Annotated in this window: 14 protein-coding genes; 7 read left to right on the forward strand and 7 right to left on the reverse strand. The window is 72.4% G+C overall.

Annotated features, from left to right (window positions below):
* Nucleotide 1 precedes the first annotated feature (1 nt).
* On the reverse strand, nt 2–1,087 hold the full coding sequence (locus ACG83_RS02925) for an ABC transporter substrate-binding protein (protein ID WP_198955632.1): 1,086 nt from the start codon (nt 1,085–1,087) through the stop codon (nt 2–4).
* A gap of 414 nt (nt 1,088–1,501) precedes the next feature.
* On the opposite strand from ACG83_RS02925, the gene ACG83_RS02930 reads away from it, so the two are divergent.
* From ACG83_RS02930 to ACG83_RS02945, 4 genes are all read left to right on the forward strand, one after another.
* Entirely contained in the window at nt 1,502–1,804 is a 303-nt protein-coding gene (locus ACG83_RS02930; RefSeq protein WP_035952877.1) for an urease subunit gamma, read from the forward strand.
* Nucleotides 1,801–2,160: an urease subunit beta gene (locus ACG83_RS02935; RefSeq protein ID WP_054564588.1), complete on the forward strand. Its 360-nt coding sequence runs from the start codon at nt 1,801–1,803 to the stop codon at nt 2,158–2,160. The genes ACG83_RS02930 and ACG83_RS02935 overlap by 4 nt, the downstream gene beginning before the upstream one ends.
* Nucleotides 2,157–3,884, forward strand: a complete 1,728-nt coding sequence (locus tag ACG83_RS02940) for an urease subunit alpha (protein ID WP_054564589.1) — start codon at nt 2,157–2,159, stop codon at nt 3,882–3,884. Before ACG83_RS02935 ends, ACG83_RS02940 begins: the two co-directional genes overlap by 4 nt.
* A 227-nt stretch (nt 3,885–4,111) precedes the next feature.
* On the forward strand, nt 4,112–4,456 hold the full coding sequence (locus ACG83_RS02945) for a cell division protein SepF (protein ID WP_054565376.1): 345 nt from the start codon (nt 4,112–4,114) through the stop codon (nt 4,454–4,456).
* Here ACG83_RS02945 and ACG83_RS02950 read toward each other — a convergent pair.
* Nucleotides 4,437–5,441: a phytanoyl-CoA dioxygenase family protein gene (locus ACG83_RS02950; RefSeq protein WP_083472987.1), complete on the reverse strand. Its 1,005-nt coding sequence runs from the start codon at nt 5,439–5,441 to the stop codon at nt 4,437–4,439. The genes ACG83_RS02945 and ACG83_RS02950 overlap by 20 nt on opposite strands.
* Before the next feature lie 434 nt (nt 5,442–5,875).
* On the reverse strand, nt 5,876–7,456 hold the full coding sequence (locus ACG83_RS02955; RefSeq protein ID WP_054564590.1) for a transposase: 1,581 nt from the start codon (nt 7,454–7,456) through the stop codon (nt 5,876–5,878).
* Nucleotides 7,457–8,024: 568 nt separating this feature from the next.
* On the opposite strand from ACG83_RS02955, the gene ACG83_RS02960 reads away from it, so the two are divergent.
* Nucleotides 8,025–8,852 carry an urease accessory protein UreF gene (locus tag ACG83_RS02960; RefSeq protein WP_054564591.1) on the forward strand — a complete coding sequence of 276 codons (828 nt, stop codon included), beginning with the start codon at nt 8,025–8,027 and terminating at the stop codon, nt 8,850–8,852.
* Nucleotides 8,853–8,863: 11 nt separating this feature from the next.
* On the opposite strand, the gene ACG83_RS02965 is transcribed toward ACG83_RS02960, so the two are convergent.
* Nucleotides 8,864–9,076 carry a hypothetical protein gene (locus ACG83_RS02965; RefSeq protein ID WP_152991242.1) on the reverse strand — a complete coding sequence of 71 codons (213 nt, stop codon included), beginning with the start codon at nt 9,074–9,076 and terminating at the stop codon, nt 8,864–8,866.
* Between the two features lie 295 nt (nt 9,077–9,371).
* On the opposite strand from ACG83_RS02965, the gene ureG reads away from it, so the two are divergent.
* Both ureG and ACG83_RS02975 read left to right on the forward strand, forming a co-directional pair.
* Nucleotides 9,372–10,136, forward strand: a complete 765-nt coding sequence (gene ureG, locus ACG83_RS02970) for an urease accessory protein UreG (protein WP_054564593.1) — start codon at nt 9,372–9,374, stop codon at nt 10,134–10,136.
* A gap of 64 nt (nt 10,137–10,200) precedes the next feature.
* A complete protein-coding gene (locus ACG83_RS02975; protein ID WP_054564594.1) occupies nt 10,201–11,091 on the forward strand; it encodes an urease accessory protein UreD in 891 nt (296 codons plus the stop codon).
* Between the two features lie 106 nt (nt 11,092–11,197).
* Here the strand turns inward: ACG83_RS02975 and ACG83_RS02980 are convergent, their stop codons facing one another.
* The 3 genes from ACG83_RS02980 to ACG83_RS02990 all read right to left on the reverse strand — a co-directional run bounded on the left by ACG83_RS02980 (nt 11,198) and on the right by ACG83_RS02990 (nt 13,980).
* The gene (locus tag ACG83_RS02980) at nt 11,198–11,860 is read right to left on the reverse strand and encodes a response regulator transcription factor (RefSeq protein ID WP_054564595.1); all 663 of its coding nucleotides are present in this window, start codon (nt 11,858–11,860) and stop codon (nt 11,198–11,200) included.
* 1 nt (nt 11,861) lies between these two features.
* Nucleotides 11,862–13,313: a cell wall metabolism sensor histidine kinase WalK gene (locus ACG83_RS02985; protein WP_235497545.1), complete on the reverse strand. Its 1,452-nt coding sequence runs from the start codon at nt 13,311–13,313 to the stop codon at nt 11,862–11,864.
* Between the two features lie 121 nt (nt 13,314–13,434).
* The gene (locus ACG83_RS02990) at nt 13,435–13,980 is read right to left on the reverse strand and encodes a hypothetical protein (protein WP_152991243.1); all 546 of its coding nucleotides are present in this window, start codon (nt 13,978–13,980) and stop codon (nt 13,435–13,437) included.
* Nucleotides 13,981–14,173 lie beyond the last annotated feature (193 nt).

Consider the following 14,173-nt stretch of genomic DNA (forward strand, 5'->3'; position numbering starts at 1 on the left):
ATCAGACCAGGTCCGGCTTCGCTGCGTAGATCTCCTTGATGATCGACAAGTCGAACAGCTCCTCCGCGGTGATGGCCACGCCAGCGATCCCGAGGGTCCGGATGTTCTCCTCGACCAGTTCGTCGGTGATCGTGAACAGGCCGTTGGCCTTGGTGTCATCTGTGAGGACCAGCTTGTTCTGGTCCTTGCTCTCCAGGACCTGCTCGTCCTCGTCCAGGCCGAGGTCCTTACCGTAGACAGTCGCCGCCAGGTGCGCCCCGAGCGTCGGATCTGCCAACGAGTCCTTCCAGCCACGAATATCGGCGGTCAGCACCGCCTTGATCTTGTCGCGCTCCTTCTCAATCGATTCCGTACGGACCATGTAGGTCTCGGAGACCAGCGGGTAGTTGTGGTCGGCGAGCAGGAACGAGGTGACCTCGAAACCCTTCACCCGCAGCAGGTTCGGCTCGTTCGTGACGAACGAGAACCAGCCGTCCACCGTGCCGGTGGTGAGCGGCAGCGGGTCGAACTCGACCGGCACCTTCTCGATGGATGACGGGTCGATCGAGTTGGCCTTGAGGAAGGACGACCAAACACTCTCATTGGTCGCCTGAACGCCGATCTTCTTCCCGATCATGTCCTCGGGGCCGGAGAGGGGCTTGTCGGCCATGGAGACGATCGCGAACGGGTTCTTCTGATACTGCGCACCTATGATCTTGATGGGCGCGCCGTTGAGGATGGCGTTACCGGTGATATCCGGCGCGGAGATCCCGATGAAGGCCTTCCCGGTCGCCACGTCGGTGTCCTGCGGCGTCGCCGACGGACCACCGGCCATCAGGTTGACCTTGGAGAAGCCGGCCTCCCGGTAGTAACCGCGCTGGTCAGCGATGTAGGCGCCGGCGAACTCGACGTTCTTGATCCACGAGAGGCGCATGTCGAGCGTGCCGAAGCCGCCGCCCCCCGCAGCCGCACCCTCGCTGTCGTCATCACCGCAGGCGGCCAGCAGGCTCCCGCCGCCGAGCGCGAGCAGCGCGGCCCCGGCCGACGCCCCCAGACCCGAGCGCAGGAAACCGCGCCGATCCAGACCTCTGGTGCTACCTGTTGCCACACTAGCCCCCATCGAAAGCCCCCGATCGAACGCGCCCACGGCCCCCCGCCGCACCGTTCCCATCCGGCCGGCCCGGGCGGTCCCACGGAGGCTAGAAAGCACGCGTATCCGAGTTATCGCGGTCACGTGAATTGCCAGTAACCACCATGAGGACGGGAGATACCCTACCCGTCCGGAAATCACCGACCGAGCCGGAGAAAACCGATCAAGAGGTCGGCGATGTCACCAGAACGGCAACCGTTCGAAACCGATCCGAAATGAATACATGGCTCGCGCCCATGCGATCGACACAGCGCGTCTGATCTCGTTGCGGCCAGGTTCACCATCAGTGGCGTGCCGGTATCGGCGCACGGCACACCGGTGCCGATGGTGGCACTGTGGTGGCGGTGTGCGGTGCGTGTAGGCTCCGCGATCGTGCTGCTGAGCCCGCATGAACAGGAACGTCTGCTCATCCATGTGGCCGCCGGCCTGGCCCGCGAGCGCCGCGCGCGCGGGCTGCGGCTGAACTACCCGGAGGCGACCGCGCTGATCACCTCCTATCTCCTGGAGGGCGCTCGGGACGGGCGCACCGTCGCCGACCTCATGGCCGCCGGGAGGACCGTGCTCACCCGGGAGGACGTGATGGAAGGCGTCCCGGAGATGCTGGCCGAGGTCCAGGTCGAGGCGACGTTCCCGGACGGGACGAAGCTCGTCACAGTCCACGAGCCGATCCCTTGATCCCCGGCGAGATCGTCACCGCCGCCGACCCGGTGCGGCTCAACCCGGGCCGGCCGACCCGCACCCTCGTCGTGCGCAACACCGGCGACCGGCCGGTCCAGGTCGGATCGCACTACCACTTCGCGGCCGCGAACCCGGCACTCGACTTCGACCGGGAGGCGGCCTGGGGTTTCCGGCTCGCCGTCCCCGCCGGTACCGCGGTGCGCTTCGAACCGGGCGCCGAGCGCGAGGTCGAGCTGGTCGAGCTGGTCGGCGCGCGCGTCGTGCCGGGGCTACGCCAGGAATGGGCCGGCCCGCTCGCCGACCGGCACCCAACCGGTACGCGTGAAACCGAGCCTGGAGAGGGGCGAGGATGACCGAGCTGCCGCGGTCCCGGTACGCGACCCTGTTCGGCCCGACCGTCGGCGACCGGGTACGCCTCGCGGACACCGACCTTTTCATCGAGGTCACCGAGGACCTCAGCCGCGGCCCGGACCACGCGGCCACCGGCGACGAGGCCGTGTTCGGCGGCGGCAAGGTCATCCGCGAGTCGATGGGCCAGGCCCGCGCCACCCGGGCCGAGGGCGCGCCCGACCTGGTGATCACCGGTGCGGTGGTGCTCGATCACTGGGGTGTCGTCAAGGCGGACGTCGGCGTCCGCGACGGGCGGATCGTCGCCCTCGGCAAGGCCGGCAACCCCGACATCATGGACGGCGTCCACCCGGATCTGGTCATCGGACCCAGCACGGAGATCATCGCCGGGAACGGGAAGATCCTCACCGCCGGCGCGGTCGACACCCACGTGCACTTCATCTGCCCGCAGCAGGTCCCCGAGGCGCTCGGCGCCGGCATCACCACCCTCATCGGCGGCGGCACCGGCCCCGCGGAGGGCACCAAGGCGACCACGGTCACCGCGTCACCCTGGTACCTGCAGCGGATGCTGTCGTCGATGGACGGCTGGCCGGTCAACGTCGCCCTGCTCGGCAAGGGCAACACCGTCAGCGAAGCGGCGATGTGGGAGCAGCTGCGCGCCGGCGCCGCCGGCTTCAAGCTGCACGAGGACTGGGGCACCACCCCCGCGGCCATCGACGCCTGCCTGCGCGTCGCCGACGCCTCCGGGGTGCAGGTCGCGCTGCATTCGGACACCCTCAACGAGGCCGGATTCGTCGAGGACACCCTCGGCGCCATCGCCGGCCGGGCCATCCACGCCTACCACACCGAGGGCGCCGGCGGCGGGCACGCGCCGGACATCATCACCGTCGCCTCCCACGGCAACATCCTGCCCTCGTCGACGAACCCGACCCGGCCGCACACCGTCAACACCCTCGACGAGCACCTCGACATGCTGATGGTCTGCCACCATCTGAACCCCACGGTGCCCGAGGACCTCGCGTTCGCCGAAAGCCGCATCCGGCCGTCCACCATCGCCGCCGAGGACGTCCTGCACGACCTCGGCGCGATCTCGATGATCGGCTCGGACTCTCAGGCCATGGGACGGATCGGCGAGGTCGTGCTGCGCACCTGGCAGACCGCCCACGTCATGAAACGCCGCCGCGGGCCACTGCCCGGCGACGGCGCCGCGGACAACAACCGGGCCCGGCGCTACGTCGCCAAGTACACGATCTGCCCGGCAGTCGCGCACGGCCTGGAGGCCGAGATCGGCTCGGTCGAGGTCGGCAAGCTCGCCGACCTGGTCCTCTACGAGCCGGCGTTCTTCGGGGTTCGGCCGTCGCTGGTCATCAAGGGCGGGTTCATCGCCTGGGCGGCGATGGGCGACGCGAACGCCTCCATCCCGACGCCGCAGCCGGTACTGCCCCGGCCCATGTTCGGCGCGGCCCCCGGGCCCGCCGCGGCCGGCTCGCTGATGTTCGTCGCGCCGGCGGCGCTGGAGGACGGTCTGGACGCCCGGCTGGGCCTGGCCACACCGATGGTCGCCACCGCGAACGTCCGCCGCCGCGGCAAGGCGGACCTGCCGGAGAACACCGCCACCCCGGACATCCGGATCGACCCGGACACGTTCACCGTGCGCGTCGACGGCGAGGCCATCGAGCCCGAGCCGGCCACCGAGCTGCCGATGGCCCAGCGCTACTTCCTGTTCTGAGGCGCCCGTCCGGGCCAGTTCGCCCAGTCCGGCGGCGCGGGGCCTGCACTGGGCTGAGGCTGGGCTGGGACTGGGCTGGGGCTGGGTCCGACCGGTCATCGAGCGCCGCCGTGCCGCCGGTCCGCTTCCGGCAGTGGTCCCGTCCCGGCGTGTCGCCCTCCGGCGCCGCGTTCTGTCGGAAATCATGTGGACTGCCCGCCATGGCCCGGCACAAGAGAGGCACATCGATGGACGCGACCACGCCCCGAAAAGCCCGGACGCGAGCCACCGTTCCCGCGATCGCCCCGACGACCTACGACGACTTCCGCCAGCCCGTCGACCGGCTGTGTGACGGCATCCCGATGCTGGTGGATCTCGATCACGGCGGCGAAACCCTGGAGCGCAGGTTCCTGGACTTCGCCGCCGGGGCCGTCTACGCGCTGTCCGGGCACATCGAGCGGATCGCCCCGCACGCCTATCTACTGATGCCACGCGGTGTCGAGCTACCTCCCGAGGACGTCCACCACCTGCGCGAACAGCACCTGGCCAGCCGGCACGCGCCGGCGCCCGGCATCAGCGTGCGGCGTTTTTGATGAACTGCCGCCGGTAGGCCGCCTGCTCACCCGCGAAGAACGAGCCGCGGACATGGCGGCGCCTGGTGTCGTCGTCGGTCGCCCGCGCCGCCGAATGCCACAGGTAGCCGTCATGCAGCAGGACGTCTCCCCGCTCGGCGTAGACGGCGATCTCCCCCGGCACCTTCTCGAAGCCCAACGGCATCTCGAACGGCGGGGCGGTGTCGGTGTATCCCCCGGTCGGGCGGGCGTCGGCGGGAACCGGCACCCCGTTGACGTTGCGGTAGGGGGCCGGTGTGGCCCACCGGTGGCTTCCGGGCACAACCCGCAGGAAGCCGTTGGCCGGGCTCGTCGCGTCGATGTGGACGGTGATGGCCAGACCGGGCCAGACGTCCAGGCTCGGCATCGCCTGCCAGTCGGAGTGCCAGCCGATGCGGGTGTAGCCGGACTCCCGCCCCGGTCGGGCGTCCTGGTAGACGACCCCGGTCTGCTCCGAGCCGCTGAGCCAGATCCGGGCGCCGATCAGCCGGCGGATCACCCCGGTCAGGACCGGGCCGTCGGCCGCCTCACCCACGGCGGGCGCGAGCTCCTGGATGTGCTCGACGTAGTTGACGAACCGCTCGGCCTTCGCGGCATCGTCGAGGTACTGGTCCTTGAGGTACTGCGTGGAGCCGTAGCGAGCCGACAGGTCGCCGGTGAGCACACCGGCCTGCGCGGCCTCGCACTCCTGCTCCATTCGGGCGATGAGCTTCTCCCCCAGCAGATCACGCAGGATCACAAAGCCGTGCTGCTGGTAGAACGCCTCGATCTCATCCAGATCCAGGTCCGTAGCCGGGTTCGCGGCCCGAACCCCCGCCCGCTCCGCGGCCCGGTCCGCGGCCCGGTCCGCGGCCGGTGTCGGCTCCGGGCCCGGCCCACCGGCCGCGCCCGGAGCACTGGCCGCGCCAGGGGCACCGGCCCGGAAGACCCCGGGCTCGGCGAACGGTGTGAGTACGGACGATCCCATCCACTGCCTCCAGCGACGCCTCGGCACCCACACCCACCGGGCCAGGCACGGCCGTGGACGACGGGCAACCGCAGATCCAGGAACTGCCGGTCGGCCTGGACCGCCCGACGGTCTGCCGCCCACTCTAAAAACACAGTGTTACGCCCGTTGTCACCTCGGGCCGATCGTGACCGTGGCGACTACCCGGCCGATCCTTCTGGTCGAGGAGTCCTCGCCGAAGGCGCCCGCCGATCCCACTCAGGGGATCCCGCACCGCCGCGCAGCACCAGCAATCCACCTCAAGATGGACAAAAGGGGCGCAATTTTGCCTGGCAACGCACAAGAACGAAGGATTTCGGTCGTCGGAGAGCCTGTAGCAAATTGGTGGCGGGGATTCGGGTGATCGTTGGGTGTGCGGGTCTGGTGACCTGCCGCCGGCCGAGGCCGGGCCCCGCTTAGCTGGTGGCTGGGCGGGGGCCGGTGGCGCGGTGGAGTTTGAGCAGGTTGTGGATGGTGCAGGTCAGGACGAGTTCCGCGCGGACCGCGGCCATGCCGCGGCGACGGAACCGGCGGAGCCCGGTGACGTCCTTGATCTGTCCGTTGACGGGTTCGATGGTCGCGCCGCGCTGCTTGTAGCTCTCACGCCCGTCGGGAGTGAGGAGCCTGCGGGTCATCTGTTCCCGGGTGGTGGCGTCGATGTCGGGTGGCCCGTCCGGGATCGGCTGGCGGGTCAGGGTGCGTCGGCTGGCGGTCGCGATCAGCCGGTCGGGTCCGGGATGGGTCGCGGCCCGCGGGGACCAGTAGCCACTGTCCGCGACGATCAGCCCGATACCCCTCGGCCGGCCGCGGGTCAGGCTCACGGGCAGGGCCGCGGTGGCGGTCTGGGCGGCGTCGGCCATCGGGAGGTACTGGGCGACGTCGTTGGTCTGGTCGGTGACGTCGGCGGCGAGGATGACCTGACCGGAGCAGGCCACGAGCTGGGCGTTGTAGCCCTGGATCCACCCGCGCCGGGTCGGCATGACCCGGCTGTCCGGATCGGTGACGTTGACGTGTCGGGCCGGCCGGTCGGCCTGGGGTTTCTCCGCACGTGCGGCGGCGGCCTCGGCGGCGGCGAGAACGGCGGCGGCGGCGCGGACCCGGTGGTGTTCCTCGGGTGGGACCGGCCGGCGGCCGGCCCGCCGCCCTGCCGCGGTTCTCGCTTCCCGCCGGGCGGTGGCCTGGTCGTGGTGGGCGCGGACCTCGGCCAGGACCCGAGCGTGGACCGCCCGCGCCTCGGTGACCCGGTCGACGCCGGCGCCGGGCCGCCCGGCGCCCCGGCGGCCGGTGGCGATCACCTCCGGTCGGGGTGCGGGGGGTTCGTCCTCGTCGTCGGGTCCGTCGCGCCGGTCGAGGTGGTCGAGCGCGGCCCGTAGCCGGGCCCGGCGGCTGGTCCGGTCGGTGAGCTCGGTGGGGAGTTCGTCCCCGACCCGGTCGGCGAACAGGGTGTCCTCCGCGGTGTCGGTGGCGACCTGTTCGGCCACGATGTTCTCCGCGAGGCGGGCGAGTTCCCGGTCGATCCCGGTCCGGGTCCGGTTCGCTCCCAGCGACGCGTTCGCCTCGATCTTCGTGCCGTCCAGCGCGACGAGGCCGAGGCGGACCAGTCCCGCTCGTGCGCACAACGCCAACACCTGGGTGAACAGCCCGGCCACCGTGTCCTGGCAGCCCGCGACGAACCGGGAGATCGTGGCATGGTGCGGGAGGTCACCGGCGCAGATCAGCCGGAACGCGACATCGACCTCGCACAGCCGTTGGATCCGCCGGGACGAGCGGACCTGCTGCGACCAGGCGTAGACGACCAGAGCAAGGAGCATGTCCGGGTCGTACGCCGCCCGCCCGACCCCACCCGTGCGGTACCGGGCGTGCAACCCCGACGTATCGAGCTCGGCGACCAGATCCAGCAGGAACCACACCAGATGATCGTCCGGGAGCCAGTCGGTCATGTCCGGCGGGAGCAGGAACAACTGATCCCGCCGGACCGGCCGGTACCCACGCGCCATAAACCCGATCATCCCGGACAAAACATGATCACCCGGGTAGTGACACCTCAATTTGCGACAGGCTCCGGAACGACCGAAATCGTTCACTCTTGCGACTCGCCAAACCGGGCCACCGAGCTGCCGGGGTCTGGGGGCCGGGCTGCCGGCTATCGGGAGTCCGGCCGCGTTGCCGGCGGTCAGCGCCGCTTCGACGATCGGTGCGAACCACCCGAGCCCGACGATTTCGACGAGCTCGAGCCCGAACTCTTGCGGTCGCACTCCCACTCGTGGTCGTCGTCGTCCCAGTCCGCCACGTAGCCGGCCTTACAGGTCGGCTTCGGCGGACGATCCGAGCAGGCGGCCACTCCCGAGGACACCGCCAGTGCCCCCACCAGGGCCAACGCGACGCGCGCATTTCCGCTGCGGCGCAGGCCCGGACGGTGTCTCTGCTGCATCGACATCGGCCGAGACTGGCATGGCCGGGCGCCGAGCGTGGGCGACATGTCGCAGAAGCGACCTGACGCCGATCCGTCCACGCAGGCCGGGGGCGGGCCGAACGGCCCGAGCGTGGTGGACAAGGATAGGTGGCATGAATGCGGATCCGACCACGACAGGTCACGTAGAGGCACGGGCCGCCTTGCTACTGCTGGCAGACGGTCGACTGCCCGCGGGCGGCCATGCGCATTCCGGCGGGGTGGAGGCCGCCGTGCTCGGTGGCGACATCACCGGGCTCGACGACCTCGCCGAGTTCCTGCGCGGCCGGCTCGCGACCGCGGGCCTGCTCGCCGCCTCCTTCGCCGCAGGGGTCTGCCGCGCGGTCCACGCCGCCGCCTCGGCCGCCGCAGCCGCCTCTGCCGGCCCCGCCAGCCCCGCCGGCCCCGCCAGCCCGGCCAGCCCGGCCCACGCGGCCGGCCCCGCCAACCCGGCCGGCCCCGCCCACGCGGCCGGGACGAAGGGCGTGCCGCTGCTGGATGTCCTGGCGGCGTTCGATGACGAGGTCGACGCCCGCACTCCGTCGCCGGCGCAGCGTGCCGCCAGCCGGGCGCAGGGCCGGGCGCTGATGCGGGTGGCCCGGGCCGCCTGGCCGGTACCCGCCCAGCCGAGCGCACCGCATCACTGTGTGGCGCTCGGCCTGGTCGCCGCCGCCGCCGGCCTCGAACCACGCGACGCGGCCCTCGCCGCCGCCCACGCCTCGGTCAACGGCCCGGCGACGGCGGCCGTCCGGCTCCTCGGCCTCGACCCGCTGGCCGTCACCGGCCTGCTCGCGGAGATCGCCGCCTCGGTGGACAGCACCGCCTTCAAAGCCGACCAGGCGTCCCTCGGCTCCCCCGCCAGTCTTCCCGCCGGCAGCGCACCGCACCTCGACCTGCTCTCCGAACGGCACCGGACAGCCCAGGTCCGCATGTTCACGTCCTGAGAGCCTGGTCTTCAGGTCGGGCCGGGGCTGCCGGACGGTGCGCTCGCGGCGAAGGCGGCCGAGGCCAGCTCGCGGAAGCAACGCAGCGCGTCGTCGCCGTCCCGAAGACCGAGTACAGGACGGTGGGCGACGCGCCGATCGCCGTCGTCACCAGGCCGGGACGGCGCCTGAAGCCGGGACAGGGCGACGCCGGCCGGGATGCAGACATCGCCGCGTGCAGACATCGCCGCGGCACCAGCGTTCGGGCCGCGGGTGCCACCCGAGGGGCTCCCCGTGCTCATCCGGTCGGACGAACACGGCACCGCCGGTGTCCCGAATGCTATTGATCATGTACGCGTGTCCGTCCCCAGGGGCACGTGAGAGAGGCATGTGAGTCGGGCTGGTGCTGGCGGGCGTTACGCTTCGCACGCAGGGCCGGAGCAGGCAGACGGGCAAACACGCAGGCAGGCGGGCCACCGAACGCAGCACACCGAGCACCAGCGGGACACCCGGCACAGGCAGGAACAGGAGCGACGACCGGTGCACCTTGATCACGATCGACGTGGCGCGGTAGGCGGCTCACTGGTCGACGGGGTAGGCCTACCCTCGCCCAGCTCCGCGACCGAGTCGGGGCCACGCTGGCAGAGCCCGCCCGGCACGCCCGCCGGGCCGCCGCCGACCGACCGCGCGCTTCGCGTCGGAGTCGGCGGTCCGGTCGGGAGCGGCAAGACGGCGCTGGTGGCGGCGCTGTGCCGGGTACTGGCAGGCCGGGTCCGCCTCGCGGTGGTGACGAACGACATCTACACCACCGAGGATGCCGACTTCCTGCGCGCCGCCGGGGTCCTCGACCCCGTCCGGATCCGAGCCGTCGAGACGGGCTGCTGCCCGCACACGGCGATCCGGGATGACATCACGGCCAACCTCGACGCGGTCGAGGACCTGGAGGCCGAGCTCGGCCGGCTCGACCTCATCCTGGTCGAGAGCGGCGGTGACAACCTCACCGCGACGTTCAGCTACGGCCTGATCGACCGGCAGATCTTCGTGATCGACGTCGCGGGCGGCGACAAGGTGCCCCGCAAGGGCGGGCCCGGCGTCGCCAACAGTGACCTGCTGGTCATCAACAAGACCGACCTCGCCCCGCTCGTCGGCGCCGACCTGGAGGTCATGGCCCGCGACGCGGCCGCCATGCGCGGCGAGCGCGCGGACCGCCCGGTGCTGTTCACCAACCTCCGCTCCGACACCGGGGCCGCGGACGTCGCCGACTGGGTGCTCGCCCAGCTGCCGTCGCCTGCCCACCCCCGCTGAGCCCGCGCCGGTGACAGCAACGGCGGCGCCAGCGACGGGAACGCCGGCGACGGCGACGGCGAGAGTGACGACGCCCGATCCCGCCCCGACGACCAGGCTGTCGACCCCGTCCCGCACAGCCGTTCGGGCACGCGCGGCCCTGCGCGTCGAGCTGGACGCCGACGGCACCGCCAGGATCGCCGAGCTGCGGTCCGCGGTGCCTGTGATCCTGCGGCGCACCGGCGGGTCGGGGCGAGTGGTGGTGATCCACCTCGTGGGTGGTGCCGGCGGCCCGCTCGCCGGCGACGACCTCGGCCTCGACATCGCCGTGGGCGCGGGGGCGCACCTGGTCGTGCGGTCGGTGGCCGCGACCGTGGCGCTGCCCGGTCACGGCGCCGGTCCGTCGACGTTCGCGGTGCACGCACAGGTCGGCCCGGCGGCGGCGCTGAGCTGGCTCCCCGAGCCGACCGTGGTCGCCGCCGGCGCCCGGCACCGGATGACCACCGAGATCACCCTCACGCCGGACTCGTCGCTGCGCTACCGCGAGGAGATCCTGCTCGGCCGGTTCGGGGAGCCGGGCGGCAGCCTGACGACCTCACTGCGCGTGGACGTCGACGTCGACCGGGAAGCACCCCCGGCACCATCAGTGCACCCGGCGTCTTCGGTGCCGCGGCGGCGGCCGCTGCTGTGCCAGGAGCTCCGGCTGGGCCCGGACCTGCCCGGGGCAGCCGGTCCGGCCGTGCTCGCCGGCGCGCGGGCCATTGGCTCGGTCCTGGTCGCGGGCCCCGCTACCAGCTTCGATTCGGCTGCCGGTTCCGGCTCGGTGGCGGACGGGGTCGCTGCGCTGCGGCTGGCCGGACCGGGTGCGCTCGTCAGCGCGCTGGCAGGCGACGCGGTGACGCTGCGCCGCCGCCTCGACGCACTGGCCGGACCGCTCACCGGCGACCTGGCCGACACCCCCGCCGACACCCGGTAACGCCTACGCCTTGAACTGCCGGCTCCTGGCACTGCCGGCTCCTGGCAGCGCCGGCTCCTGGCAGCGCCAGGACCGGTGGCCGCGACGGGCCCGCGAGCCGGGTCCGTCAGGCTTCCAGCCGGTACCCCATGCCACGCAGGGTGGTGATGCAGCCCGCACCGATCTTGCGGCGGAGGTAGCCGACGTAGACGTCCACGATGTTGCTGCCGGGGTCGTGGTCGTAGCCCCAGACCGCCGAGAGGAGCTGTTCGCGGGCGAGCACCTGGCCCGGGTGGCGCAGGAACATCTCTGCGAGCAGGAACTCTCTGGCCGTCAGGTCGATCGTCCGGCCGCCCACCTGCGCCTGGCGGGTGCGCAGGTCGAGGCTGACATCCCGGACCCGCAGCACGGTCGGCTCCGGCGCCCGGTCGCCCCGCAGCCGCAGCCGGACGCGGGCCAGCAGCTCCTCGAAACGGAATGGCTTGGTCATGTAGTCGTCGGCTCCGCCTTCCAGCGCCGCCACCGTGTCACGCACGCCGTCCCGCGCGGTCAGGACGACCACGGGAGCGGCCACGCCGGCCCCGCGCAGCCGCCGCAGCACCGAGAAGCCGTCGATGTCCGGCAGGCCCAGGTCGAGAACGACCAGGTCGATGCCGCCCTGCAGGACGAGGTCCAGCGTGGACGCCCCGTCGCGGGCGCAGACCGTCAGGAACCCGTTGGCGCGCAGGCCCTTCTCGATGAAGGAGGCGATGCGGGACTCGTCCTCGGCGATCAGTACCCGGTGGGCCACGTCAGTCACCCTCCCGAGCCAGGTCACGCCCCCGGGCGGTACCCACCCGCGCCCCACCGGCCGGCCCCTGGCGAGGCACCGTCAGCTCGAAGGTCGCGCCGTCGCCGGGCTCACCGAGCACGCGGACGTCCCCGCCGTGCGCGATCGCGATGGCGCGCACGATGGCCAGGCCGAGCCCGGCGCCCTCGGACGACCCACGACCGGGCTGACCGCGCGCAAACCGCTCGAAGATCCGCTCCCGGTCCCCGGGCACGACCCCCGGCCCGGTGTCGGTGACCCAGAAGCACACCCCGTCGGCGTACGGGCGGGAGCCGAGGCGCACCTCGTCGCCGGTGTCGGTGTTCTGCACGGCGTTCTGCGCGAGCTGGACGACCGCCTGCGTGACACGGTGGCGGTCCATCACCGCAGTGCCCGGGCACGTCCCCGCCAGTCGCCACCGCCGCGACGCCAACGCGCAGACCCGCGACATCAGGTCATCGGTGAACGCGGTCAGGTCGACCTCCGCGACCTGGAGGAAGTCGGGCCGCCGGGCCTTCGCGAGCGTCAGCAGGTCGTCGACCATGCGGCTCATCCGGTCAAGCTCGTCGGTGACCAGGGCGACGGTCTCCGTGCGTTCCGCCGGGTCGTCGGAGAGCAGTTCCAGATGCCCGCGGATGATCGTGATCGGGGTACGCAGCTCGTGCCCGGCGTCGTCGACGAACGCCCGCTGGGTCGCGAAGGCGTCCTCCAGGCGATCGAGCATGCCGTTGAACGTGCGCGCCAGCTCCGCGATCTCGTCCCGGCCCGCCACGGGGATCCGCCGGGAGAAGTCCGTGTCACTGATGACCTGGGCGGTGCGGCGCAGCTCCCGGACCGGAGCGAGTACCCGGCCCGCCACCAGCCAGCCCCCGGCTCCGGCCAGGGCGAGAGCCGCGAACCCGACGATCGCCAGCACCCGGACCACCTCCCCGACCTCGGCCCGCTCCCGGTCGACGAAGACCGCCGCGGCGAACACTCCCCGCTCCGGCGCGCCCGCCACCTGGACCGGGACCGTGGCGAACCGAACCTCGCCGGCCGGCGTCCGTATCGTCCCGTAGCGCGGCTGCGGGTCCGCGGCGAACGTCGCGACCACCTGCCGGTCGCTGTCCAGGCGGTAGACCGGCTCCTCGGCGCTGCGCCGGAACGGCGCGCCGTCGACGAGCGCGAGCATGGTCTCGTTGGGCCCCGGAATCGTGCGCTCCAGATGTGCCTGGAGCAGGTCACGCACGTTCGAGAACGGCTGGGACGTGCGCGGGTCGACGGAGGCCGTCGCGAGCCGGCGCAGCTCGGCGACCTGGCGGGCCAGGCCACGGTCGACCCGCTCGTCCACCCGAGCCAGCAGCACCTCGCGCGAGACCAGCACCGACCCCGCAAGGGCCACGGCCACCAGCAACACCTGCCAGCCGAGGATCCGCAGGCGCGCCGAGGTCGTCACGTGCCGCGTGGCACGGCGTGTCCGGAATGGCCTCACGGCCCACCAGCCTGGTCGAGGCAGCCCTCGGCGCGCATGTGACGCTGATGAGAACTCACTCATCTCCGCGTCGTGAACAGCTCGGTCACGGGGTCGGGCTGGCCCGCGGGGACGGCACCGTGACCGCCGGCTCGGGCCAGGCCGCCGGCTCCGGCGCCGCCGACGGCTCGGGCGCCACGGCGGCCGGCAGCGGACGGACCGTCACCGCCGGGACTCCGCCGAGGGCACCGGCGCGCGCCAGCTCCTCCGTGCCATGGCGCGACTCGGCCATCTCCGCGAGCCGACGCCGAGCGTCCTCGTCCGGCACGGCGCCGGGCACCGCCTCGGTAGGCATCGGCACCGGCTCGGCGGAGACACCGCCCGGCCCCGGCGTCGGCGTCGGGACGCCCGCGGGCAGCAGGATCGGGCCGCCGAGATCAGGCGGCGGCGGCATGCTGCCGCCGGTGACCGCGACTCCGAACCCGGGTACGACGATCGCCGCCGCGACCACCGCGGCCAGCACGACACCCGGGGCCGCCGTCGGCAGCCTGCGGCGGATCTCCCTGGAGGTGGCACGGACTCGGGTGGCCGGCCGGTGGCGCCCGTCACGCCGAATGCGCCTCATAGCCACAAAGGCTAACGGGATGTTCACAGACGTCTCCACCGCACACGCTTCTCCGGCACCGCGCCGCGGACACTCCGTCAGGGCGCCGCGGACTCGCCGCGCCAGGCGGCTCCGGAGCCGATGAGAAGGCTCTCACCGGGGGCTCACCCCCAACCCACGGTCAGCGACGAGTGTCGTTCCCATGCCGGGGGTCGCCGCGGCACGGGACTACCGAAGCGAG

Source organism: Frankia sp. R43 (assembly GCF_001306465.1).
GTDB lineage: Bacteria > Actinomycetota > Actinomycetes > Frankiales > Frankiaceae > Parafrankia > Parafrankia irregularis.